This window comes from Longimicrobium sp. (assembly GCF_036388275.1).
Taxonomy (GTDB): Bacteria; Gemmatimonadota; Gemmatimonadetes; order Longimicrobiales; family Longimicrobiaceae; genus Longimicrobium.
Genome location: NZ_DASVSF010000099.1, coordinates 1 through 24,692, shown reverse-complemented (window position 1 = coordinate 24,692; position 24,692 = coordinate 1). Strand labels below are relative to the sequence as shown.

Here is a 24,692-nt window from a genome sequence, read left to right as displayed (position 1 = left end):
AGGCTTTGAAGCCAAAAAAGCGCGCGCCGCCCATCCCGGGCGGCGCGCTCCTTCTTATCCGGAGGAGGTCAGCGCGCGGCTCCGGCGCCCTTGGTTTCGCGCTGGGCGATGTCGATCCATTCCTTCTCGGCCTTGCGGTAGTGGCCTGGCGACACGCGTGCGTGGCGAAGGATCTCCTCGAAGGCGCGCGCGGCCTCGGCGTCGCGGCTCAGCCGCTTAAGGACGAGCCCCTGCCGGCAACGGGCCTCGGCGCCGGCGCCGGGCGCGGCGGCGGTGTATTCGCGCAAGGCCAGGTCCAAATCGCCGGAGTCTTCGGCGATGCGCCCGCTGATCGTCAACTCCTCGGCCGTGGGCTGGCGCGCGCGGCGCAGGCGGTCGAACGTGGCGCGCGCGTCGCCCAGCCGCCCCGCCAGGTAGTACGCCACGGACAACTCGGACAGGGCCCGCGGCGCGTCGGAGTACATCCCCTCCAGGCTGCTTTCGTACATGCGGATCGCATCGTCCAGGCGGCCGGCCTGCCGGTACGCGCGCCCCAGCGCCACCCGGTTGTCGTGCGTATCCGTCAGTGAAAGCTGGTCCTCCAGCCGGCGGATCTCCGCGCCGGGGTCCAGTACCTTCTTCACCGTCTTCGTCACCGTCGACAGCCCCGAGCGGCCGGCCCGCGCGCTGGGCAGGTACTCGGCGAACAGGTACACCAGGCTTCCGACGAGCGGAAAGAAGAAGATGATGAAGAGCCAGTAGAAACGCCCGGTGCGGACAGCGTGCACGGCCAGAAAGATCTGCAGCGCCAGGATCGGCAGGGAGCCGAAGAACCAGTAGCCCGTCAGGAAGTCCATCGATCGGCCGCGCGCGGTTGAGGAGAGCAGGGGAGCGGGCGAAAGATGACCGCGCGGCGGTGCGGCTGGCAAGCGTGGTGATAAAAAGCGACGCCCGGAGCGGCTGGCTCCGGGCGTCGCGTGCGTTCGTTGGATGAGATCAGGCGTCGGCGACGAGGTGCAACTCGGTGCCCCACGGGTCGGCCGATCTCCATCCACCGTCGATCCGATCCGCGGCGTATCCCGCGGACTGGAGGCTCGCCGCTGCCTCGTCCGCGTCGGCCGACGCGGGGACGATGATCTCCCACGAGAGGAGCCGCGCGTCGTTCTCGCCTGCGGGCCGTGCGCCGGTGCCGGCCCAGGTGTTCAGGCCCAGGTGATGGTGATAGCCGCCCGCGGACAGGAAGAGCGCGCCCGGATAGCTCCACACCACCTTGTCGAACCCGAGCGCCCCATGGTAGAACGCCGCCGCCTCGTCAATCGCGCCGACGTGAAGGTGCACGTGGCCGATGACCGTGCCGGCCGGCATCCCCGTCCACGGCTGGCCGTCGGCGGCGCGAAGGAGGCTTTCCAGGTTAAGCGGACGCGTGTCCATCGCCAGCTGCCCGTTCTGCCACACCCAGCTGCTCCGCGGACGATCAGCGTACACCTCGATGCCCAGCCCGTCCGGGTCGTTCAGGTACAGCGCCTCGCTCACCAGGTGGTCCGACGCGCCGGCCCGCTCGCCGACCTCCGCCAGGTGGGCGACGAAGCGGCTCAACGCTGCGCGGTCCGGCAGCAGGATGGCGAAGTGGTACAGCCCCAGCCGTCCGCGGTGCGGAGCGGGCGCCGCGCCGGGACGCTCGTGCAGCTCCACCAGCGGACGCTCGTCGCCGTGGGCGCCCAAGGTGGCCTGCCCGTCGGCGCGCTCCAGCACACGTAGTCCCAGGACGTTGCCGTACCAGGCCAGCGACCGCGCCAGGTCGACCACCTGCAGGCGCACCCGCCCCAGCCGCGTGGCGGCCGGAAGACGGAATCCGGCGGGCGCCACCCCTTGCTCGCCGCTGGCCGCGGCGCGATCGGTGATCGTCATCGTGCGTATCCTCGCGAAAAGAGGAGGAGTGCTCAGAAGCGGCCGGCGGCGTCGTCGCGGCGGCGCGCGATGGCCGCATCCACCGAGTACTCACCGGCACCCGCCATCGCCAGCGCGACCGAGCCGCCGAGCAGCGCCAGCGCAAACTCGTAGCCTTGCGGCAGGAAGAACCCGGCCGCGAAGTGCACCATGAAGATGGCTCCGAACATGTTGATGGCCAGCCCCAGCGCCGCCAGCCGGGTCAGCAGGCCCAGGATCAGCGCGATGCCGCCGAAGAACTCCAGGAACGCCACCGCGGGCCCGGTGATGCCCGGCAGCGGAATGCCCATGCCGGCGAACGAGCCCGAGACGCCCGCCAGGCCGTAGGTGAACAGCTTCTGCGCGCCGTGCGCCACGAAGATGATGCCCACGATCACGCGCAGGAAGGCGAGGCCGCCGCTCACGCGGTGCGGGAGGATGCTGGTTCCGTTGAAGGCCATCTTAGGCTCCTGTCGATGTGATGCATGCCGATGCTCAAGTACATTATATACGTTGCAACGGATATCGTCAAGAGAAGGGCCCTCACGCGTTGTAGGTGCCGGTGCGTGGGCTGGTCTGCTTGGAGCGATTGGAGGGCGGCCGTGCAGTCCCTGGCTGCCCCCCATCCCCAACCCTTCCCCCGCAAACCGCGCGGGGGAAGGGAGCCAGCCTGGTGCGCTCCGGTTGGCTCAGCGCACTCGAGTTCGCATGCAGTCCGCGAAGGCGGACTTCGGGCCGTCGTTGCCGCGACTTCAGTCGCCCCAGCGGAGTATGGAGGCCGCCCCCCTCAGTCCGCGGCCATCGCCTCGATCTCCTGTACCTCCGCATCCGCCACCGGCGCAGGCGCCGCCTCCGGCTCCGTGGTGCGGTCGTTCAGGGCCGCGTGGGCGGCCGCCAGGCGCGCGACGGGAACGCGGTAGGGCGAGCACGAGACGTAGTTCAGCCCCACCGCGTGAAAGAACTCCACTGAGCGCGGGTCGCCGCCGTGCTCGCCGCAGACGCCCACCTTCAGGTCGGCCTTCACGCCGCGGCCCAGGCGCGTCGCCATGTCCACCAGCTTGCCCACGCCTTCCACGTCCAGCGTCTGGAACGGGTCGTCAGGGAGCACGCCCGCCGCCACGTACTCGGGCAGGAACCGCCCCGCATCGTCGCGCGACAGGCCGAACGTGGTCTGCGTGAGGTCGTTGGTGCCGAAGGAAAAGAACTGCGCGTGCTCCGCGATGCGGTCCGCCGTCAGCGCGGCGCGGGGCAGCTCGATCATCGTGCCCACCAGGTAGTCGACGCGGGTCTCGCACTGATAGAACACCTCCGCCGCCACCTCGTCGACGATCTTCCGCTGCCGCTTCAGCTCCTCGGCCGTGCCCACGAGGGGAATCATGATCTCGGGGCACACCGTCACCCCCTGCGCCTGCACGTTGACCGCGGCCTCGAAGATGGCCTGCGCCTGCATCCAGGTGATGTCGGGGTAGGTGATCCCCAGCCGGCAGCCGCGGTGGCCCAGCATGGGGTTGGCCTCGTGGTGCCGCTCCACCTGCTCGCGCATGCGCACGGGGTCCATCCCCAGCTTGCGGGCCAGGTCCTTGATCTCGGCCGGGCCGTGCGGAAGGAACTCGTGCAGCGGCGGGTCCAGCAGGCGGATGGTCACCGGAAGCCCGTCCATCGCCCGGAAGATCCCCTCGAAGTCCGCGCGCTGCATGGGAAGCAGCTTGGCCACGGCGATGGCCCGCTGCGCGCCCGTCTCGGCCAGGATCATCTCGCGGACGGCGTCGATGCGGTCGCCCTCGAAGAACATGTGCTCCGTGCGGCACAGCCCGATCCCCTCGGCGCCGAAGCGGCGGGCCACGGCGCTGTCGTTGGGCGTGTCGGCGTTGGTCCTCACGCGCAGGCGGCGGAACCCATCGGCCCACTCCATCAGCCGGTGGAAGTCGTCGGTCAGCTCCGGCTCTACCGTGGGCACCTTGCCCAGGATCACCCGCCCCGTGGTGCCGTCCAGCGTGATCCAGTCGCCTTCCTTCACCGTCGTGCCGCCGGCGGAGAACTGGCGCCGCGCCTCGTCCATCAGCACGTCACCGGCGCCCGCCACGCAGCACTTGCCCATGCCGCGCGCCACCACGGCGGCGTGCGACGTCATCCCCCCGCGGCAGGTGAGGATACCCTGCGACACCACCATCCCGTGAAAGTCCTCGGGCGACGTTTCGCGGCGCACCAGGATCACCGGCTCGTGCGCCCCGCGCTCGGCTGCCTCGTCGGGGTTGAACACCACGCGGCCGGATGCGGCGCCCGGCGAGGCGGGGAGCGCCGTCGTCAGCAGGTGCACGGAGGCGCCGGGGTCGATCATGGGATGGAGAAGCTGGTCCAGTTGGCCGGGATCCACCCGCAGCACCGCCTCTTCCGGGGTGATGCGGCCCTCGTCCACCATCTCCACCGCCATGCGCACGGCCGCGCGCCCGGTGCGCTTGGCGTTGCGCGTCTGCAGCAGGTACAGCCGCCCGCGCTCCACCGTGAACTCCAGGTCCTGGGCGTCGCGGTAGTGGTCTTCCAGCAGCCGCGCCGCCTCGACGAGTTCGTGGAACGAGTTGGGAAGGGCCTGCTCCATCCCGTCGATGTGAAGCGGGTCGCGGATGCCGGCCACCACGTCCTCGCCCTGCGCGTTCACCAGGAACTCGCCGTACAGCCGCCGCTCGCCGGTGGAGGGGTCGCGCGTGAAGGCCACGCCCGTCCCCGAGTCCGACCCCATGTTGCCGAACACCATGGAGCAGATGCTCACCGCTGTGCCCAGGTCGTCGCTGATGCCGTTGATGCGGCGGTACGCTTTGGCGCGCGGCGTGTCCCACGAGCCGAACACGGCGTGGATGGCGCCCCACAGCTGGTCCTGCGGGTCCTCCGGAAAATCGGCCTGGGTATGGTCGCGCACGAGCGCCTTGAACCGGGCGACGAGGTCCCGCAGGTCCTCCGCGGACAAGTCGGTGTCCTCGCTGACGCCGCGGGCGCGCTTCGTGTCCTCGATCAGCCGCTCGAACTGCTCCGCGTGCACGCCCAGGACGACGTCGGCGTACATCTGCACGAAGCGGCGATAGCTGTCGAAGGCGAAGCGTTCGTCGCCGCTGCCGGCGGCCAGCGCGGCGGCGGTACGGTCGTTCAGCCCCAGGTTCAGGATGGTGTCCATCATCCCCGGCATGCTGAACGCCGCGCCGGAGCGCACCGAAACGAGGAGCGGCGCCTCGTCCCCGCCGAACACCTTGCCCGTGGCGCGCTCCAGCCGCGCGAGCGACGCGGCCACCTGCTCGCGCAGCCCGTCGGGATAGCGCCCCCCGCGCAGGTACAGCCGGCAAACCTCGGTGGTGATGGTGAACCCCGGGGGCACCGGCACCCCGATGCGCGCCATCTCGGCCAGCCCGGCGCCCTTGCCGCCGAGCAGGTCCTTCATCTCCTTGCTGCCTTCCGTCTCTCCCGCGCCAAAGAAATAAACGTAGCGGTCGGCCATGGCTTCGTTTGGTGGATTGGAGTGCTGTCGCGCGTTCCCGGGCGGGGCGCCGCCCCGGCGTTGGCAATAATGAAGCCGGGGCGCGGCGCCGCGAGCACGCGCGCGCCGCGGTAGTGGGTCAGTTTGAATGTACGGACCCCGGCGCGCCCGTGCGGACTTGGGTAGCCGCCGAACCGGCGCAGGCAAGGCCTGGCATGGCAAGGGTCGGTAGGGCATGGCTCGGCGTGGACCCCCCTGATCTTGGCGCGCTTCTTGTTCCCGACGCCCTGTAAGCGCGAGCCCACCCGAACGCCCGGCGAAATTTTTTTCTAGCGCCGGGGCTGGTAGAGGAGCCGGTCCCTGGACGGCGCCTTTCCCCACGTCCGATCGCAAAGTATGCGTAGCCTGATCGGAGTTCTGTTCGCCCTTGTTGCAATCGCGCTTGGTGCTCTGGCGTTCGCCATGGCATACGATGCCTATCAGACGATGCAGATCGAGACAGCATCGGATCGCGCGGCGTTCGTCCTCCTCCTGCTCATGGGGTTGTTCTGCGTAATCGTAGGGGTTTACGGAGCGTGGGAAGCCCTTCGTCCCCCGAATCAGCGATAGCGCGGCACGAGGGAGAACGCGAGGCAGTAGGGCGGCACGGTGCACGGTGTTGCGAAACCTGGAGGCCGGGTGCCGAACGCGACCCAGTACCCGCGCCGCCCATCGGTTGACGAACCACAGGCCCTGGCATACCTTTACGCGTTTCCCCGCGCGCGCCTGCCGGCGTGCGCGTCTGTTTTCGTTTGGGTCGAAACGTCGATCCGGGGCCACCGGCCCCTTCCCCAGCACACGTCAGAGGGTCCCCGCATGGCATCGTCCACCGCCGCACGTTCCCGCCGGCCGCAGAGCACGATCGACTCCGACGACGCGTTCGCCGTTCGCGCCGCCGAGGCGGCCGCGTGGGCCAAGCGCAACGTCCGCATGATCGTTACGATCGCGGCCGTGGCGCTGGTGACCGTGGGCGGGTACCTGGTGTACCGGGTGAACGCGGCCAGCAAGGCGGCGCGCGCCGCCGAGCAGTTCCTGGCCCTCCGCGCCAACCCCTCGGTGGGCACCGCGGCGGGCGCCGGGCAGGTGGAGGCGTTCATCAAGGCGCACGCGGGCACGGTCGAGGCCGACGAGGCTCGCCTGCTGCTGGCGGAGATCCGCCTGAACAGCGGCAACCCCAAGGCGGCGGTCACCGCGCTCGCCCCCTTGGCGGGAAGCGACTCGCGGCTGGCCGCACAGGCGTCGATGATGCTGGGCTCGGCGCACGCCCAGGCGGGTGACCGCGCGGCAGCCATCCGTGCCTACCAGCAGGCGGGCGAGAAGGCCGGTGCCGACTACCAGCGGGTGGAGGCGCTGGCCCAGGCCGCGCTGATGCACGAGCAGAACAACGACTTCGCCGGTGCGGTCGCCATCTACGAGCGGCTGCTGGCGGACGCCAAGGAAGGCTCGCAGCAGGCGCAGGTGATCGAGATGCGCCTGGCCGAGGCGCGCTCCCGGGCCGCCGCGAAGCGCTGATTTCCACGCTCTCTGCCGTGGTGCTGGCCCCGCTGGGGCTGATCGAGATCCCGTTCCCCCGCATCGACCCCGTCGCCCTGGAACTCCCGGGCGGCCTGGCGATCCGGTGGTACGGGATCACGTTCATGATCGGCTTCTATGCCGGCTACCTGCTGATGCGCAAGATGGCGCGCGACGGCTACGTGCCCATGGAGCAGGACTCGGTGGGCGACCTGCTGTTCATGTTCATTTTGGGCGTGATCCTGGGCGGGCGGCTGGGCTACATCCTCTTCTACGACTTCCCCACCTTCGCGGCCAACCCGGCGCGCATCATCCGCATCTGGGAAGGCGGCTTGGCCTTCCACGGCGGCCTGCTGGGCGCGCTGACAGCGGGATGGTGGTTCTCGCGCAAGCACAAGGTGCCGTTCCTGCGCCTGGGTGACGGGCTGGCGCTGGCCGTTCTGCCCGCCATCGTGACCGTGCGCACCGCCAACTTCATCAACGGCGAGCTGTACGGGCGGGTGACGACGGACGCGGTGCCCTGGGCCGTGCGCTTTCCCACCGACCCCGTCGCCGCGCAGCTGCTGGGTACGGCGGGCGCCGGCTCCCTGCGCGAGCGCGAGCTGCTGATCGAGCAGGCGTACCGCACGGGGCTGTGGGACCGGGTGCAGGCGCAGGTGCCGCTGCGCCACCCCTCGCAGCTGTACGAGGGGCTGGCCGAAGGGCTGCTGCTGGGGCTGGTGCTGTGGGGACTGTACGCGTGGACGCGAAAGCGCGGCATCCGCCTGGCCCCGGGAACGCTCGGCGGGGTGTTCATGCTGGGATATGGCCTGATCCGCTCGTTCCTGGAGCTCTTCCGCCAGCCGGACGCGCAGTTCACGGATGCGGGCGACCCGGTCGGCACGGTGCTGGGTCCGCTGACCATGGGCCAGACGCTCAGCCTGGGAATGATCGCCGTGGGCATCTTCTTCGTCGTCCGCGGCCTGCGCGCACTCCGCAACGGCCCTCCTCCCGTGGAAGCCATCTCCCGCTGACGCATCGAGGCGCGCTCCGGCGCGCCTTTTTCGTTTCTGCCGCGGACGCGAACTTCCGCCATCTCCCGCGGTATGCATCCAGGCGGTTCGCTCACGCACTCCCGCACTAACGCACTCACGCACTCCCATGGGCGCCGGACATCACCACGGGCACGGCCACTCGCATTCCCACGGCGCCGCGCGCAACACGCGGCGGCTGAAGCTGACGCTCGCCCTGGCCGCGGTGTACCTGGTGGCGGAGGTGGTCGGCGGCATCCTGGCCAACTCCCTGGCCCTGCTGGCGGACGCCGGGCACATGCTGTCGGACGTGGGGGCGCTGGCGCTGTCGCTGTTCGCCATCTGGATGGCGCAGAAGCCGGCGACGCCCCGGCGCACGTTCGGCTATCACCGCACCGAGATCCTGGCGGCGCTCGCCAACGCGGCCACGCTGATCGCCATCGCCCTCTTCATCTTCGTCGAGGCGTGGCATCGCTTCCGCGCGCCGGAACCGGTGGCGGGGCTCACGGTGATGATCATTGCCGTGGGCGGGCTGGCGGTGAACGTGGCGGGGCTGGTGATCCTTCACGGCGGCAGGGACGAAAGCCTGAACATCCGCGGCGCCTGGCTTCACCTGCTGACGGACGCGCTGGGCAGCGTCGGTGCCATCACCGGAGGCCTGCTGATCTGGGCGTTCGGCTGGGCGTGGGCGGATCCCGCCGTCTCCGTGGCCATCGCGGTGCTGGTGCTGTACTCGTCGTGGCACCTGCTGAAGGAGAGCGTGGGGGTGCTGCTGGAGGGCACGCCGGCGCACATCGACCTGGGGGCGGTGCGCGGGGCCATGCTGGGCGTGGACGGGGTGGAGGACGTGCACGATCTGCACGTGTGGACGATCACGAGCGGATTGGATGCGCTGAGCGCGCACGCCGTGGTCGGCGAGCGGATGGAGCGGCGCCACTCGGGCGAGATCCTGGCGGACCTGCACTGCGTGCTGCACGACCGCTTCGGCCTTCACCACCTGACCATCCAGATCGAGCCCCGCGACTTCGAGGAGCACCGCTGCGTGGCCCTCGGGCGCGCCGAGGAGCACGTCGAAGCGGGCGTCTGACGCAGAACCCTGCCGCTTTGGACGGCGCGGGATTACTATACTCGAGGCAGCTCACGCGAGGAGATCATGATCCCCATCGAGCAAGAGCCGTTCATCGGTATGTGGCGTGATCGCGAAGACATGTCGGACAGCACGGGTTGGGTCCGTCAGGTCCGTGCGGGGTACGCTGCGTACGAGGAAGCCGGGCGCGATCCTGACTACGCCGCAGAGATGACAGAAGTCGACGCCGAGTTCGATCTGGCGGTGGGCGACGGACTCGACGACGAATGAAGGGTGGCTGCGACGTGGTGTCGTGCGTCGGCGGGTGAGGTGCGGTTAGGGCCGGCCTCCGTCCGGGCGGTTGAAACCGCGGCTGGAACTTCACGAAGTCCGCCTTCGCGGACTGCGGCCGCGGCTTCAGTGCTCGGACATGCGCTCGAGCGTGCGGCTGAGGCGGTTTTCACGATGATGCCGTTCCTGGTTCAAGACGTAGGCGCGGACCATGGGGACGTGCGTGCGGGAAACAGTAAATGCGCCGTAGCTGCCCTGCCATTTGAAGAACGAGCCGCGCTGCACGGCGTGCGTGACGACGTGTGTGGACCCGCCCTTCAGGCTCTTGACGATCTCCGCGATGGAAACCGTCGTCGGCATCTTCAGGAGGACGTGCACGTGGTCCTGGATTCCTCCGACCGCGATCATCTCGCAACCGGTCCGGTTCGCCTGCTCGTGCAGGGCTTGGTAGATGGGCACGCGCAACTCAGGGGTGATCAGCGGCAGCCGATCCCACGTGGCCCACACCAGGTGCAGGTAGAGCTTCGCGTAATTCCCTCGCACGATCCCCTGTAGACCGCAGTCCGCGCAGGCGGACTTCGTGAATTTCCAGACGCGGTTTCAACCGCCGGGCGCGAGCCGCCGGTCCGCATCCGGGTTGGCGCTGCACGAGATCCCTGCCTTTCTTCTCAACCGCCGGAGATGAGACCGGCGGTATCTCACGAAAATACGCCTTCTACCAGTTCCTCCTCGATCCCCTCAATCCACGTCCTCGACGATCCTCACGGCAGCGGGATGCGGTCGCGGATGAGGAGGAGAATGGCGTTGTGCGGAACGATCTGGTACTTGCTGCCGTCGATCTCCACCTCCACCGCGGGCGTCTTCAGGAAGATCGCGTAGTCTCCCTTCTCCGCCTGCAGCGGCACGTAGCGCAGCTCGGTGCGCGTGCGTCCGGTCCACGTTTCTCCATCCGCCGCCGCCTCGCCCAGCGGGTAGCCGGGGCCGGTGTTCACCACGTATCCCTGCATCACCTGCTCCTTCTGCTGCACCCCCTGCGGCAGAAACAGCCCCGACGGCGTCTGCTGGTTCTCTTCTTCGGGCTTGATGAGGACCTTGTCCCCGATCAGGATCACTTCGCGGCTCATCGCGGATACGTCTCCCGTGTTTTTCCTCGCTCGCCCGGACCCGCCGGCGCGGCCCACAACGTAACGGATTCGGCCCGGTCCTGCACGGCGGATGGAGCGTCGCTTGCACGCTCGTACGGGGTTCGCCGCCAGGCCCATCTCCTGGAGCGCCGTCCCGACTTTCGGACGCGCGCCACGGGGGATAAACTGTCGATGGTACGCGCCCCGTCGCACGGACGGGTGGCCGGGTGGTGAGGGCGGCGGGGCGCACCCTGGGTTCTGGTTCCTGAACAGGAGATCGTTGATGGCCGACAGCTTCGGCGCCCGCTCGACCCTTTCGGTCGGCGGACGCGACTACGAGATCTTTCGCCTGGACGCGCTGAGCCGCGAAGGCGTGGACGTGTCACGCCTGCCGTACTCGCTGCGCATTCTGCTGGAAAACCTGCTGCGCACCGAGGATGGCGTCACCGTTACGCGCGACGACATCCTGGCGCTGGCGCGGTGGAACCCCAAGGACCCGCCCGACCGCGAGATCGCCTACTCGCCCGCGCGGGTGGTGCTGCAGGACTTCACCGGCGTTCCCTGCGTGGTGGACCTGGCGGCCATGCGCGACGCCATGGCGCAGCTGGGCGGCGACCCGTCGAAGATCAACCCGCTGCAGCCGGTGGAGCTGGTGATCGACCACTCGGTGCAGGTGGACGCGTTCGGCACCGCCGAGGCGTTCGAGCAGAACGTGGAGCTGGACTACCAGCGCAACGCCGAGCGCTACGCGTTCCTGCGCTGGGGGCAGCAGGCCTTCCAGAACTTCCAGGTGGTGCCGCCCAACACGGGCATCGTGCACCAGGTGAACCTGGAGTACCTGTCGCGCGTGGTGTTCAGCACCGACGAGAACCCCAACCTGATGAAGGGCGACGTTCCGCAGGCCTATCCCGACACCTGCGTGGGCACCGACAGCCACACGCCCATGGTCAACGGGCTGGGCATTCTGGCGTGGGGCGTGGGCGGCATCGAGGCCGAGGCGGCCATGCTGGGCCAGCCCATCAGCATGCTCATCCCCGAGGTGGTCGGCTTCAAGCTCGAGGGCGAGCTCCCCGAGGGGGCGACCGCGACGGACCTGGTGCTCACCGTCACCGAGATGCTCCGCAAGAAGGGCGTCGTCGGCAAGTTCGTGGAGTTCTACGGACCGGGCATCGCCAGCCTGGCCCTGGCCGACCGGGCGACCATCGGCAACATGTCGCCCGAGTACGGGGCAACGTGCGCCATCTTCCCGCCGGACCAGGTGACGCTGGAGTACCTGCGCTTTACCGGCCGCCCGGCGGAGCGCATTGCGCTGGTCGAGGCGTACATGAAGGAGCAGGGGCTCTTCCACACGGCCGCCAGCCCCGAGCCGCTGTTCACCGACACGCTGACGCTGGACCTGAACAGCGTGGAGCCCAGCATCGCCGGGCCGCGCCGCCCGCAGGACCGCATTCCCCTCAGCAAGGCCAAGAAGGCGTTCAAGGCGGCCCTGCCGGAGCTGATGCCCGAGAAGAAGGGCGCCCCCGTCGCGGCGGTGAAGGACGCGACGGCGATCGGCAAGGAGGCCCAGCCCGGCGCCGATGCCGCGGTGTGGGGCGAGGGCGCGGGCGCGGTGGAGGAAGCGCACGCCGCCACGGAGGCGTCGCCGTCGGGCGGGGCGGGGGAGATCGACCACGGGTCGGTGGTGATCGCCGCCATCACCAGCTGCACCAACACGTCGAACCCCTCGGTGATGATCGCGGCCGGGCTGCTGGCCAAGAAGGCCGCCGAGCACGGGCTGACGCGCAAGCCGTGGGTGAAGACGTCGCTGGCGCCGGGTTCCAAGGTGGTCACCGCGTACTACGAGAAGGCGGGGCTGCAGGAGTACCTGGACCGGCTGGGCTTTCACACCGTGGGCTACGGCTGCACCACCTGCATCGGCAACTCGGGGCCGCTGCCGGAAGAGATTTCGCGCGAGATCCAGGAGCGCGGGCTGGTGGCCTGCTCGGTGCTTTCCGGCAACCGCAACTTCGAGGGGCGCATCAACTCCGAGGTGCGGGCCAACTTCCTGATGTCGCCCCCGCTGGTGGTGGCCTACGCCATCGCCGGGCGGATGGACTGGGACCCGTACAACGAGCCCATCGGCACCGACCCGGAGGGGCGCTCGGTGTTCCTCAAGGACATCTGGCCCACGCTGACCGAGGTGCAGGCCGCGGTGCAGTCGTCCATCGACAGCGCCATGTACGAGCGCAGCTACGCCGGCGTGTTCGAGGGCGACGAGCGGTGGAAGTCCATGCCGGTGCCCGCCGGCGACCGCTTCGAGTGGGCCGACAGCTCCACCTACGTGCGCCAGCCGCCGTACTTCGAGAACATGGCGCACGACGCGCCCGAGTCGGTGGGCGACATCGTGAAGGCGCGCGCCGTGGCCCTGCTGGGCGACAGCGTGACGACGGACCACATTTCGCCAGCGGGCTCCATCAAGAAGGACTCGCCCGCGGGCTCGTACCTGGTGGAGCGCGGGGTCGATGCCAAGGACTTCAACTCGTACGGCGCCCGCCGCGGCAACCACGAGGTGATGATCCGGGGCACCTTCGCCAACGTGCGCATCCGCAACCAGCTGGCGCCCAACACGGAGGGCGGGTACACCACGTACTTCCCCGACGACGAGATCACCACGATCTACGACGCGGCCATGCGCTACCAGGCCGACGGCACGCCGCTGGTGGTGCTGGCGGGCAAGGAGTACGGCAGCGGCTCGTCGCGCGACTGGGCGGCCAAGGGCCCGTACCTGCAGGGGATCAAGGCGGTGATCGCCGAGACGTACGAGCGCATCCACCGCAGCAACCTGGTGGGAATGGGCGTGCTGCCGCTGCAGTTCCTGAACGGCGAGAGCGTGAAGTCGCACGGGCTGACCGGCCGCGAGCACTTCGACATCGTCGGCGTGGGCGAGGTGATCTCCAGCAACCTGGAAACGCGCGAGGTCACCGTCCGGGCCACGGGCGAGGACGGCGAGGCGAAGGAGTTCCGCGCCCTCGTTCGCATCGACACGCCGCAGGAGGTGCTGTACTACCGCCACGGCGGCATCCTGCAGTACGTGCTGCGCCAGCTGCTGGGCGGCCGCGAAAAGCCTGAGGCCATGTCGCCGTCCGTCGCCGCGGGCGCGGTGGTGCACGACGACAAGGACAAGGGCAGCGCCCGGGTGACCGAGGCCGCCGAGGAGTCGTTCCCGGCCAGCGACCCGCCGGCGTACTGATCGTGCGGGAGTGCGTTAGTGCGTTAGTGCGGAAGTGAACTGCGAAGCTGCGCCGGCATCCTCCTCGGGTGCCGGCGCGGCTCGTTTGGGGGATGCAGCCGGGTTCTTTCGAATGTCCCGAAGTGCCGCACTCACGCACGAACGCACTCACGCACTTTCTTCCCTTCGCTTTCGCACTATGTTGTCTGCATGCGCGAACGTCCGCCCAACACCCCCGGCCCCCGCCTTGCGCCCGGCCCCGAGTTCGACCTGATCCGCGGCTTTCTCGCGAACGGGCCGGCCGAGGGGGCGCGAGCCGACGTGCGCGTGGCGCCCGGCGACGACTGCGCCGTCGTGGCCGCCGAGGGGGTGGCGCTCTCCACCGACATGAGCGTGGAGGGGGTGCACTTCCGCCGCGACTGGCTGACCCCCCACGAAATCGGCTGGCGTGCGGCGGCGGCGGCGCTCAGCGACCTGGCGGCGGTGGCGGCGCGGCCCATCGGCATCCTGGTGTCGCTCGCGGTGCCAACGGAGGACGCGGGCGAGTTCGCCCAGCAGCTGATGGCGGGGTGCCGCGAGGCGGCGGAGTCCGTCGGCGGGCTGCTGCTGGGGGGAGACACCACCCGGTCGCCCGGGCCGGTGGTGGTGGACGTCACCGTCGTCGGCGAGGCGCCGCGTCCCGTGCTGCGCTCCGGGGCCGCGCACGGGCACGAGGTGTGGGTCACCGGCGAACTGGGCGGCGCCGCGGCGTGCGTGGCGGCGCTGGAGGCAGGAAAGCAGCCCAGGCCCGGCGCGCGCGCCCGCTTCGCGCGTCCGCTGCCGCGCATCCGTGAGGCCCTGTGGCTGCTGGGCCGCGGTGTGCCCTCCGCCATGATCGACCTTTCCGATGGCCTCGCGGGCGACGCCGCGCACCTCTCGGCCTCCAGCGGCGTGGCCATCCTCCTGGTTCCCGAGCTGCTTCCCGTGCACCCCGCCGCCCGCGCTCGCTCGCCGGAAACCACGGTGCGCGCGGGCCTTCACGGCGGTGAAGACTACGAGCTCTGCTTCACCGCGCCCGTCGGTGCCGTGCAGCCCCACGTGGACGCGTTCGTGCGGGCTTTCGGGGTGCCGCTAAGTTGCGTCGGGCGCGTGGGCGGGGGCGCCGGCGTCTGGTTCGTGGACGCCGAGGGGCACCGGACGCCCGTGCAGGGCGGGGGATGGCAGCACTTCCGCGACGGCGCCTGATGGGGATCGTCCGGGCGCTCTGGATGGTGTTCTGGATGACGATCGCCACCTTCAGCTACGGGGGGATGGCGATCATCCTGGCGCTGTTCGGGGTGCGAGGCCACTTGTTCGTCGCGTGGTCGCGGCAGTGGGCGCGGATTGCGCTGTGGTCCAGCGAGTCGCGGGCGGTGGCGCACGGGATGGAGAACGTGAAGCCGGGGGAGCCTTTCATCCTCGTCGCCAATCACGTGTCCTGGTTCGACGTCTTCGCCATTGCCGTGCTGCTGAAGGTGGATTTTCACTTCGTCGCCAAGAAGGAGCTGGAGCGGGTGCCCGTGTTCGGCCTGGCGTGGAAGGCCGCGGGGCACATCTCCATCGACCGCAGCAACCGCGAACGCGCGGTGGAAAGCCTGCGCGTCGCCGGGCAGCAGATGCGGGAGCAGCGAAGCGTGGTGATCATCTTCGCGGAAGGGACGCGCTCGCGCACGGGGCGCCTGCAGCCGTTCAAGAAGGGGGCGTTCGTCCTGGCGCACGAGTCAGGCATCCCCATCATTCCCACGGTGGTGACGGGCAGCTACGACATCATGCGCCCCGATACCTTTTCCGTGCGCCCGGCTACCATCCACGTCTACTTCGAGCCGCCGGTGACGGTGCGCCCCGGCGAAGACCTGGAGGCGCTCACGGAGCGTGTGCGCGCCGTGTTCGTGGAGCGCCTCGCCGAGACCGAGTCGATGCCGCCGCTGGAAGCCGGGCGAGAAGAAGTTTCCGGGTCCGCCCGCCGCGCATCGTGACCGGCGCCTCTTGACGAGTCATTCGTTTGCACTTGGCGGTCACGGCCGCCCCACCTGCCTGGGACACCTGCCCCACCACCTCCCATGAGTGACGATCCCGGCTTCACCCACCTGGACCCGCAGGGCCGTCCCCGCATGGTGGACGTAGGCCAAAAGGCGCCCACGCAACGGGTTGCGACCGCGGAAGGAGTCATCCGCATGTCGCCCGACACCCTCGCGGCCATCGTCGAAGGGCGCACCGCGAAGGGAAACGTGCTCGTGATTGCCCAATTGGCGGGCATCATGGGCGCAAAACGCACCGCCGACCTGGTGCCCCTGTGCCACCCCCTTCCCCTCGATTCGGTGGAGGTGGAGGTGGCGCCCGACCCCTCGCTCCCGGGGCTGCGGGTGACCGCGACGGCGCGGGTGGAGGCGCGGACGGGAGTGGAGATGGAGGCGCTCACGGCCGTATCGTGCGCCCTGCTCACCGCTTACGACATGTGCAAGGCGCGGGACCGCGGAATGGTCATCGAGGGCGTGCGGCTGCTCCGCAAGGAGGGGGGCCGCAGCGGAATCTGGACCGCCCCGGACGGGGGCTGACCCGGCATACCGCTTGCTCTGTTGGGGGCTCGACCTGTGAAGAACGGAGGCACCACCCATGCATTCAATCATCCTCAAGCTGCAGGCCGAAGTCGAGGCCCGCAAAGCGCCGCGGCTTGAATTGACCGCCGCCGCGCGCACCGCCCTTACCGGGGTGGCGCTGTTCCTGTGCGCGTTCCTGCTGGGCGTGCGGGCCGCGGACGGGCGCGTCGCCGTGCCGTTCGCCAGCGGCTTTGCGGCCTCCGCCCCCGAGGGCGTCATCGAGCTTCAGCAGGTGGAGATCGACCGCCTGAAGCGCATCCACGAAAAGTCTGCGCGGTTCGGCATTCCCGCGGATCTCGCCGAGCGCATCGAGGACATCGCCCTGGCCGAGGGGATCGAGCCCGAGGTGGCGTTCGGTCTGGTGCGCGCCGAGAGCGAGTTCAACCGGCGCGCCGTCAGCCCGGTGGGCGCGGTGGGGCTCACGCAGCTGATGCCTTCGACGGCCCGCTACTTCAAGGCCGGCGTGAACCGCAACGACCTGTTCGACCGCGACACAAACCTGCGCATCGGCTTCCGCTACCTGGCCACGTTGGTCAAGAAGTACGACGGAAACCTGCAGCTGGCCCTGCTGGCCTACAACCGCGGCCCCGAGCGCGTGGACGGCCTGCTGCGCCAGGGCGCGGACCCGAACAACGGGTATGTGGAGATGGTGCTGGGCAAGGACAGGAAGTAAGCAAAATCGCGTTAAGTCGCTGCGGTCGTCGACGCGGCGGCGGACCACCCGGAGAATGAAAGCGGCCCTTCCGAGCAAATGCTCGAGAGGGCCGAATCATTGCGGCAGAGAGTCGACACGGATCCACGAGAATGCGTGCAGGTGAAGCCCGAACGTGAACACCTCCGCCGGGTCGAGCGGTGCGTGTTGGGGCTTCTCCGCTTTGCCAGCGGGTTCACCCGCTCACGTTGCGCCTCGGACGAAGGGCCCTCCACGACGATCTCGCGGAGGGCCCTTCTTTGCTGTGGCCGGCGCCGTCGGCTCAACTCGCCAGTGGGGCGGGGCTGGACTCGTCTGCGTCGGCCGGAACCTCCTCGTCGGCCCCGTCTTCAGCCGGTGCACCGGACGCGGCCGGTTCGCTGTCGTCGGAAGGCGCACCGTCATCACCCGGTGCGCCGCCGGCCTGTTCACCACCGGCAGGCTCATCGCCGGTCGGCTCCTCGTCGACAGGCGCATCGTCGTCCATCGCTTCGACGGCTGCCGGCTGTGGCGGGTCGGTGGTGGCGGTGGGGAGGGGCAGGCCCTCTCCCGAAATCAGGCGCATGTCCAGCTTGGGCGGCAGGCACAGCCGGAAGGCGCTTCCATCGCCCACGGTGGACTCCACCGTCAGCGTTCCCCCCAGCAGCACCGCCAGGCGGCGCGAGATGGGCAGCCCCAGCCCGGTGCCCACCTGCTGGTCGGGATCGGCCAGCTGCACGAACTCGTCGAAGATGCGGTCGAGGTCCTGCGGCTCGATCCCCCGGCCCCGGTCGATGACGTCGACCTCCATCCCGCCGTCCTCGCGCTTGTGGCAGCGCACGGTGATGGGCTTGCCGTCGCCGAACTTGATGGCGTTGGAAAGCAGGTTCAGCAGGATCTGCCGCACCCGCCGCGCGTCGGTGGTGATCACCGCGTCGCCATCGGACTCCAGCGTGAGCTCCGAGCCGTGCTCGTCGGCCAGGGGGCGCACGGTGACGAACAGGTCCTGCACGAGGGAAGGGAACGGCGCGGGCTGCACCTCGATGTCCACCTTGCCCGCCTCGATCTTGGAAAGGTCGAGGATGTCGTTGACCAGCTCCAGCAGGTGCTTGGCGGCCGCGTGCGCGCGCTCGATGCCGCGGGACTGCTCGGGGTTGAGCGGGCCGTAGATGCTGTCGAGCAGCAGCGAGCTGTAGCCCAGGATGGCGTTGATGGGCGTGCGCAGCTCGTGGCTCATGGAGGCGTAGAACCGGCTGCGCGAGGCCATGGCGTTTTCCAGCTCGCGCTGGCGCGCCTGCAGCTGCCGGTTCAGCGACTTGAGCTCGGCCGCCTGCTTGCGGAGCGCCTCTTCGGCGCGCTTGCGCTCGGTGACGTCGCGGGCGATGACGGTGTACACCCGCTCGCTGTCCAGCTGCAGGCACGAGATGGAGCCCTCCAGCGGAAACACTTCGCCGTTCGCGCGCATCCCCTCGAGGGCGTGCTCGTGAAGGGCGTCGTCGTCTTCCGGAGGCTTGCCCTCGAGCACCGACGCGGCCCGGGTCGCCGCGGCGGCGCACATCTCCTCCAGCGCCACCCCGCGGAAGGCGGGGCTCAGCAGCTCGTCGAAGGGCAGGCCCATGGCGTCGGCCGCGGGGCGGCCGAAGGTGCGCTCGGCGGCGGAGTTGAACAGGGTGATGCGGCGGTCGTCGTCGAAGGTGAGGATGGCCTCCAGCGCCGACCCCACGATCTCGGCCATGCGCGCCTCCGACTCCAGCAGCCGCGCCCGGTGCGCCAGCTCCAGCTCGCGCACCTCGCTCTCGCGAAGCCGCTTCTCCTGGTCCTTCAGCTGCTCCGTCTTCAGGTACAGGTCGATGAAGACGGCCACCTTGCTGCGCAGCACGTCGGGGTTGAAGGGCTTGGACAGGTAGTCCACCGCGCCCACCGAATACCCCGTGAAGACGTACTGCTCGTCCTTGCTGATGGCGGTGAGGAAGATGATGGGCGTGGAGCGCGAACGCTCGCGCGACTTGATCAGCTGCGCCGTCTCGAAGCCGTTGATCCCCGGCATCTGCACGTCGAGCAGGATCACCGCGAAGTCGTGAAGCAGCACGTGCCGCAGCGCCTCTTCGCCGGAGTTGGCGCGCACCATCTCGTGCCCCAACGGCTCCATGATGGCCTCCAGCGCCATCAGGTTCTCGGGGCGATCGTCCACCATCAGAATGCGGGCACGCGAGCCCGCCACTGCCTCGGCTGCCTGTGTCATGCGGCCGAGCGGCAGCGGGGAACGCGGCGGCCGCGGATGGAGGCCAGGTGCGGGCCGATCTCTTCCAGCGGGAGCACGCAGGCGTCGGGAACGGCGCGCACGGCAAAGCGGGGCATCACCCGCACCTCCGACGTTTCGGGGTCCTGCACCACGCAGTGGCCCCCGGCGTCGGCAATGCGGCGCAGCCCCGCGGCCCCGTCCTGGTTGGCCCCGGTCAGCACCACGCCCACCGTGTCCATCCCGTACACGTCGGCGGCCGATTCGAACATCACGTCGATGGAGGGGCGGCTGTAGCGCACCGGCTCGTCGGTGGAAAGCGAAAAATATCCGTCGCGGTCCAGGAGAAGATGGTAGTCGGGAGGGCCCACGAACACCCCCGGCCCGATCTCCTGCTTGTCGGTCACCTCGTACACGGGCATGGGCGAGCACTCCTGCAGGAGCTCGCACAGCAGCTCCGACTCCTTGGCCCGGTGCTGCACGACGACCACGGGAACGTCGAAGTCTTCCGGCAGCGCCGATACCAGGGTGCGCAGCGCGTGAAGCCCGCCGGCCGAGGCGCCCACGACGACGATGCGGTACCCGATGAGCGGCGAGGTCACGCCAGCCTCCGGTAGATCTTTTCGCGGGTGTCCACCACCTCGTACCGGTCTTCGAACTCCGTGAACCGCAGCGTTTCCTTGTTGCCCAGCGCCAGCGCGCCGAATCGCCCCAGGCTTTCGTAGAACAGGCCGTGCACGCGGTTCTGCAGCTTGCGGTCGAAGTAGATCATCACGTTGCGGCACACGATCACGTTGAACTCCGAGAAGGAGCCGTCGGTGACCAGGTTGTGCTGCGAAAACACCACGTTGCGCGTGAGCGCGGCGTTGAACAGCGCCCCGTCGTACATCGCGGTGTAGTACTCCGAGAACGACCGCTTGCCCCCCGCCTTCAAATAGTTCTGCGTGTACTCCTGCATCTTGTCGAGTGGAAAGATGCCCGCGCGCGCCCGCTGCAGCACCACCTCGTTGATGTCGGTGGCGTAGATGCGGGCCCGGTCGTACAGCCCCTCCTCTTCCAGGAGGATGGCCATGGAGAACACTTCCTCGCCCGTGGAGCACCCGGCGTGCCAGATGCGGATGAACGGGTACGTCCGCAGCGTGGGCACCACCTTTTCGCGGAAGGCCGCGTAGAAGCCCGGGTCGCGGAACATGGCCGTGACGTTGATGGAAAGGTCCAGCAGCAGCTTTTCCATCATCGCCGGGTCGTGCAGCACCCGGTCGGCCAGCTGGGTGATGGTGTTCAGTCCCTCCTGGTGAATGCGCTTCCACACGCGCCGCTTGAGCGACGAGTACGCGTAGCTGCGAAAGTCGAATCCGTAGTGCCGGTACACGGCTTCCAGGAGCAGCTCCACCTCGATGCGCTCCAGGTCGCGGTCGTACGCCGCGGGTGTGTCGGGCAGCTGTGCCTTGGGTGCCTGCGCCACTGCGTTGCCTTCGGGTTCTCCGCATGTGCGCCGCGCGAGGGCTTCGCGCGGCGCCTGAAACGGAGTTGCACGGCAAGGTGCGTGCTTGACCCCGGCGCGCTCAGCGGTACAGCCAGACGCGCATCAGCGAAAGCAGCTGGTCCACGTCCACCGGCTTGGTGATGTAGTCCGACGCGCCGGCCGCGATGGACTTCTCGCGGTCGCCCTTCATGGCCTTGGCCGTCAGCGAGATGATGGGCAGGCTGCCGAACTCCGGCATCCCCCGGATGGCGCGGGTGGTTTCGTACCCGTCCATCTCGGGCATCATCACGTCCATCAGCACCAGGTCCACGTCGGGCTGCGCCTTCAGCAGCTCGATGGCGTCGCGGCCGTTCTCGGCGAAGATCACGTTCATCCCCTGCTGCTCCAGCACCGACGTCAGCGAAAAGATGTTCCGCACGTCGTCGTCCACCACCATGATCTTCTTGCCGCCGAACACCGAATCGGTCTTGTGCAGCTGCTCCAGCATCCGGCGCTTCTCGTCGGGGAGGCTGCTTTCCACCCGGTGCAGGAAGAGCGCGGTTTCGTCCAGCAGCCGCTCGGGGCTCTTGGCGTCCTTGATGATGATGCTTTCGGCGTAGCGGCGCAGGCGCGTTTCCTCCTGCGGGCTCAGGTCCTTGCCGGTGTAGATGATGATGGGCAGGTCCTGCATCTCGGGGGTGCCCTTCACCCGCTCGAGCAGCTCGAAGCCGTCCTCGCCGTGCAGCCCCAGGTCCAGCACCATGCAGTCGAACCGCGTTTCGCGCAGCCGGTCCACCGCCTCCTCGGCGCTGCTGACCGCCACGATCTCCACGTCGTCGTCGCCGATCAGCTCGATGATGCTCTGCCGCTGCGTCTCGTCGTCCTCCACCACCAGGAGGCGCTTCGTTCCATCCGACAGCAGGTTGTTGATGCGGTCGAACGCGCCGTCCAGCGCCTCCTTGCTGATGGGCTTTTCCAGGTAGTTCACCGCGCCGTTGCGCAGGCCGCGCTGCCGCTGCCCCACGCCCGACACGATGTGCACGGGAATGTGCCGCGTCTCGGGCGAGTGCTTCAGGCGGTCCAGCACCGTCCACCCGTCGATTCCCGGAAGGTCGATGTCCAGCGTCACGGCGTCGGGCCGGTACTCCTGCACCAGCTCCAGCCCCGTTTCGCCGTCCATGGCTACGAGCACCTTGTACCCCTTTTCGCGCGCCATGTCGAGCAGGATGCGCGCGAAGTGCGGGTCGTTCTCCACCACCAGCACCACCCGGTCGCCCGGCTGGATGCTGGCGCGATCGTCGTGGATCCCCGCCTGGCTGGGGTCGCGCGGGTAGCGCCGCCGGTCTTCCTGCAGCGCAGACGCGGCCTCGTTGCGGCGCTGCGCCTCGATCATGGCCGGCCCGGCGCCCGCGCCGGACCCGAAGACCACCGGCGACTCGCTGCCGCCGCCGCGGCCATCGGGGTCGCCCGGCCAGCGCAGCGGCAGGAACAGGGTGAAGGTGCTCCCCCGGCCCTCGGCGCTTTCCACCCGGATCTCGCCGCCCAGCAGCCGCGCGATCTCGCGGCTGATGGAAAGACCCAGCCCCGTGCCGCCGTACTTGCGGCTGGTGGTGCCGTCGGCCTGCTGGAAGGCCTCGAAGATCAGCCGCTGCTTGTCGGCGGCGATGCCGATGCCGGTGTCGGCCACCGAGAACGCCACCACCACGTCGGCGTCGTTCAGCATCTGGTTGGCGTAGCGCCGGCCCTTGTCGGCCTTGCGCATCCCCAGGGTGATGCTTCCCTCGTGCGTGAACTTGAAGGCGTTGGAGAGCAGGTTCTTCAGCACCTGCTGAAGCCGCTGGCCGTCGGTGTACACGGCCGGCGGAAGCTCGGTGTCGATCTCGATCCTGAGCTCCACCCCCTTCTGCTCCGCCTGGGGCCCGAACGAGCGCTCGGCGTAGTTGCTGATGTCGGCCAGCAGCACGTCGCCCGGGTTGATGTCCATCTTCCCGGCCTCGACCTTGGACAGGTCGAGCACGTCGTTGATCAGGTTGAGCAGGTCGGTGCCCGACGCCAGGATGGTCTGTGCGTACTCCACCTGCTTGGGCGACAGGTTGCCGTCCTTGTTGTCGGCCAGGAGCTTGGCCAGGATGAGCAGCGAGTTCAGCGGCGTCCGCAGCTCGTGGCTCATGTTGGCCAGGAACTCGCTCTTGTACTTGGACGAAAGGGCCAGCTGCTGCGCCTTTTCCTCCAGCTCGGCGCGCGCCGCCTCGACCTCGCGGTTCTTCTGCTCGACCTTGCGGTTCTGCTCGGCCAGCAGCGCCGCCTTTTCCTCGAGCTCCTCGTTCACCTGCTGAAGCTCTTCCTGCTGGTCGCGCAGGGCTTCTTCCGAGGCCTTGAGCGTCTTTGCCTGCGCCTCGAGCTCCACGTTCGTCCGCCGCAGCTCTTCCTGCTGGGCCTGCAGCTCCTGCGACTGGCTCTGCAGCTCCTGGGTGAGGTTCTGCGACTGCTGCAGAAGCTCTTCGGTGCGCATGTTGGCGGTGATCATGTTGAGCACCACGCCCACGCTTTCCGTCAGCTGGTCCAGGAACACCTGGTGGATCTGGCTGAACGGAAGGAAGCTGGCCAGCTCGATCACCGCCTTCACCTCGCCCTCGAAGAGGATGGGAAGGACCATGATGTTGCGGGGCGGCGCCTCGCCCAGCCCCGACGAGATGGTGATGTAGTCGTCGGGAACGCCCGTCAGCAGGATGGGCTTCTTTTCCAGCGCGGCCTGGCCCACCAGCCCCTCGCCGGGGCGGAAGCGGTTGCTGACGCTCTTGCGCGCCTTGTACGCGTAGCTGGCGATCAGGCGAAGGAGGAAGTCCTTGCTCCCCTCGCCCTCGGCGATGAAGAAGGCGCCGTGGTGCGCGCCCACGAGGGGCGTGAGGTCCGACATGATCAGGCGCGACACGCTTTCCAGGTCGCGCTGCCCCTGCATCATGCGGCTGAACTTGGCCAGGTTGGTCTTCAGCCAGTCCTGCTCCTGGTTGCGCTCCGTGGTTTCCTTGAGGTTGGCGATCATCTGGTTGACCGAGCGCTTCAGCTCGTCCAGCTCGCCCTTGGCCTCGACGGTCACCGTCCGCGTCAGGTCGCCCTCGGTCACCGCCGTCGCCACGTCCTTGATGGCGCGCACCTGGGCGGTCAGCGAGTTGGCCATGGCGTTCACGTTCTCGGTCAGCGCCCGCCAGGTGCCGGCCGCGCCGGGCACCTCGGCCTGGCCTCCCAGCTTGCCCTCGGTGCCCACCTCGCGGGCCACGCGCGTCACTTCGTCGCCGAAGATGGAGAGCCGGTCGACCATCGCGTTGATCACCTCCTTGATCTGGAGGATCTCGCCGGCGGCCTCGACCGTGATCTTGCGCGTCAGGTCGCCGTCCGCGATCGCCGTCGCCACGGCGCTCACGTCGCGCAGCTGGACGGTCAGGTTGCCGGCCAGCTGGTTCACGTTGTCGGTCAGGTCCCGCCACAGGCCGGACACGCCTTCGACGCGGGCCTGGCCGCCGAGCTTGCCTTCCGTGCCCACCTCCTTGGCGACCCGCGTCACTTCGCTCGCGAACGAGTTCAGCTGGTCGGTCATGGTGTTGATGGTGTTCTTCAGCTCGAGCATCTCTCCCTTCACGTCCACCGTGATCTTCTTGGAGAGGTCGCCGCGGGCCACGGCGGTGGTCACTTCAGCGATGTTCCGCACCTGACCGGTCAGGTTGGCGGCCATCTGGTTCACGTTGTCGGTCAGGTCCTTCCAGGTGCCGGCCACGCCCTTCACCTTGGCCTGCCCGCCCAGCTTGCCCTCGGTGCCCACTTCGCGCGCCACTCGGGTCACTTCCCCGGCGAACCCGTTCAGCTGGTCCACCATGGTGTTCACCACCTTGGCGATGCGCAGGAACTCGCCGCGCAGCGGCCGGTCGTCGGCGTCGAGGTTCATGGTTTGGCCGAGGTCGCCGCGCGCCACCGCGCCGATCACCCGCGCCATCTCGGTGGTGGGGTGGACCGTGTCGGCGACCAGCGCGTTGACCGCGTCGACGCCCGCCGCCCACGAGCCGGTCGCCCCCCCCAGCCGCGCCCGGTGG

The 24,692-nt window shown here is 69.1% G+C and carries 19 protein-coding genes; 9 read left to right on the top strand and 10 right to left on the bottom strand.

The window, feature by feature from the left end:
• Positions 1-68: 68 nt before the first annotated feature.
• The 4 genes from VF632_RS20830 to ppdK all read right to left on the bottom strand — a co-directional run bounded on the left by VF632_RS20830 (position 69) and on the right by ppdK (position 5,389).
• Positions 69-836, bottom strand: coding sequence for a tetratricopeptide repeat protein (locus VF632_RS20830; protein ID WP_331024847.1), 768 nt, complete (start codon positions 834-836; stop codon positions 69-71).
• Between the two features lie 139 nt (positions 837-975).
• Positions 976-1,887 carry a VOC family protein gene (locus VF632_RS20825; RefSeq protein WP_331024846.1) on the bottom strand — a complete coding sequence of 304 codons (912 nt, stop codon included), beginning with the start codon at positions 1,885-1,887 and terminating at the stop codon, positions 976-978.
• A 32-nt stretch (positions 1,888-1,919) separates the two neighbouring features.
• Positions 1,920-2,366, bottom strand: coding sequence for a DoxX family protein (locus VF632_RS20820; protein ID WP_331024845.1), 447 nt, complete (start codon positions 2,364-2,366; stop codon positions 1,920-1,922).
• A 326-nt stretch (positions 2,367-2,692) separates the two neighbouring features.
• Positions 2,693-5,389 (bottom strand): pyruvate, phosphate dikinase, encoded by a 2,697-nt coding sequence (gene ppdK, locus VF632_RS20815; RefSeq protein WP_331024844.1) that lies wholly within the window; start codon positions 5,387-5,389, stop codon positions 2,693-2,695.
• 834 nt (positions 5,390-6,223) lie between these two features.
• Between ppdK and VF632_RS20810 the strand changes: the two genes are divergently transcribed.
• The 4 genes from VF632_RS20810 to VF632_RS20795 all read left to right on the top strand — a co-directional run bounded on the left by VF632_RS20810 (position 6,224) and on the right by VF632_RS20795 (position 9,286).
• On the top strand, positions 6,224-6,919 hold the full coding sequence (locus tag VF632_RS20810; RefSeq protein ID WP_331024843.1) for a tetratricopeptide repeat protein: 696 nt from the start codon (positions 6,224-6,226) through the stop codon (positions 6,917-6,919).
• A gap of 20 nt (positions 6,920-6,939) precedes the next feature.
• Complete coding sequence (lgt, locus tag VF632_RS20805; RefSeq protein WP_331024842.1) at positions 6,940-7,932, top strand: prolipoprotein diacylglyceryl transferase; 993 nt, start codon at positions 6,940-6,942, stop codon at positions 7,930-7,932.
• Between the two features lie 127 nt (positions 7,933-8,059).
• Complete coding sequence (locus VF632_RS20800; RefSeq protein WP_331024841.1) at positions 8,060-9,016, top strand: cation diffusion facilitator family transporter; 957 nt, start codon at positions 8,060-8,062, stop codon at positions 9,014-9,016.
• A 66-nt stretch (positions 9,017-9,082) separates the two neighbouring features.
• Entirely contained in the window at positions 9,083-9,286 is a 204-nt protein-coding gene (locus VF632_RS20795; RefSeq protein ID WP_331024840.1) for a hypothetical protein, read from the top strand.
• A 126-nt stretch (positions 9,287-9,412) separates the two neighbouring features.
• Here VF632_RS20795 and tnpA read toward each other — a convergent pair whose 3' ends face one another.
• Both tnpA and VF632_RS20785 read right to left on the bottom strand, forming a co-directional pair.
• The gene (gene tnpA / locus VF632_RS20790) at positions 9,413-9,829 is read right to left on the bottom strand and encodes an IS200/IS605 family transposase (RefSeq protein ID WP_331024839.1); all 417 of its coding nucleotides are present in this window, start codon (positions 9,827-9,829) and stop codon (positions 9,413-9,415) included.
• Positions 9,830-10,047: 218 nt separating this feature from the next.
• The gene (locus VF632_RS20785; RefSeq protein ID WP_331024838.1) at positions 10,048-10,410 is read right to left on the bottom strand and encodes a co-chaperone GroES family protein; all 363 of its coding nucleotides are present in this window, start codon (positions 10,408-10,410) and stop codon (positions 10,048-10,050) included.
• Positions 10,411-10,693: 283 nt separating this feature from the next.
• Here VF632_RS20785 and acnA point away from each other — a divergent pair, with 283 nt between their 5' ends.
• The 5 genes from acnA (at position 10,694) to VF632_RS20760 (ending at position 16,906) form a co-directional block, all read left to right on the top strand.
• Positions 10,694-13,639: an aconitate hydratase AcnA gene (gene acnA, locus VF632_RS20780; protein WP_331024837.1), complete on the top strand. Its 2,946-nt coding sequence runs from the start codon at positions 10,694-10,696 to the stop codon at positions 13,637-13,639.
• Positions 13,640-13,828: 189 nt separating this feature from the next.
• The gene (gene thiL / locus VF632_RS20775; protein ID WP_331024836.1) at positions 13,829-14,842 is read left to right on the top strand and encodes a thiamine-phosphate kinase; all 1,014 of its coding nucleotides are present in this window, start codon (positions 13,829-13,831) and stop codon (positions 14,840-14,842) included.
• Positions 14,815-15,612 (top strand): lysophospholipid acyltransferase family protein, encoded by a 798-nt coding sequence (locus VF632_RS20770; protein ID WP_331024835.1) that lies wholly within the window; start codon positions 14,815-14,817, stop codon positions 15,610-15,612. The genes thiL and VF632_RS20770 overlap by 28 nt, the downstream gene beginning before the upstream one ends.
• 84 nt (positions 15,613-15,696) lie before the next feature.
• On the top strand, positions 15,697-16,191 hold the full coding sequence (moaC, locus tag VF632_RS20765; protein ID WP_331024834.1) for a cyclic pyranopterin monophosphate synthase MoaC: 495 nt from the start codon (positions 15,697-15,699) through the stop codon (positions 16,189-16,191).
• Between the two features lie 58 nt (positions 16,192-16,249).
• The gene (locus VF632_RS20760) at positions 16,250-16,906 is read left to right on the top strand and encodes a transglycosylase SLT domain-containing protein (protein ID WP_331024833.1); all 657 of its coding nucleotides are present in this window, start codon (positions 16,250-16,252) and stop codon (positions 16,904-16,906) included.
• 301 nt (positions 16,907-17,207) lie between these two features.
• Here the strand turns inward: VF632_RS20760 and VF632_RS20755 are convergent, their stop codons facing one another.
• From VF632_RS20755 to VF632_RS20740, 4 genes are all read right to left on the bottom strand, one after another.
• The gene (locus VF632_RS20755) at positions 17,208-19,145 is read right to left on the bottom strand and encodes an ATP-binding protein (RefSeq protein ID WP_331024832.1); all 1,938 of its coding nucleotides are present in this window, start codon (positions 19,143-19,145) and stop codon (positions 17,208-17,210) included.
• Positions 19,142-19,744, bottom strand: coding sequence for a chemotaxis protein CheB (locus tag VF632_RS20750; RefSeq protein ID WP_331024831.1), 603 nt, complete (start codon positions 19,742-19,744; stop codon positions 19,142-19,144). Before VF632_RS20750 ends, VF632_RS20755 begins: the two co-directional genes overlap by 4 nt.
• A complete protein-coding gene (locus VF632_RS20745; protein ID WP_331024830.1) occupies positions 19,741-20,607 on the bottom strand; it encodes a protein-glutamate O-methyltransferase CheR in 867 nt (288 codons plus the stop codon). Before VF632_RS20745 ends, VF632_RS20750 begins: the two co-directional genes overlap by 4 nt.
• A 100-nt stretch (positions 20,608-20,707) precedes the next feature.
• Positions 20,708-24,692 (bottom strand): response regulator (locus tag VF632_RS20740; protein WP_331024829.1); only part of this gene is annotated, 3,985 nt, incomplete at its 5' end.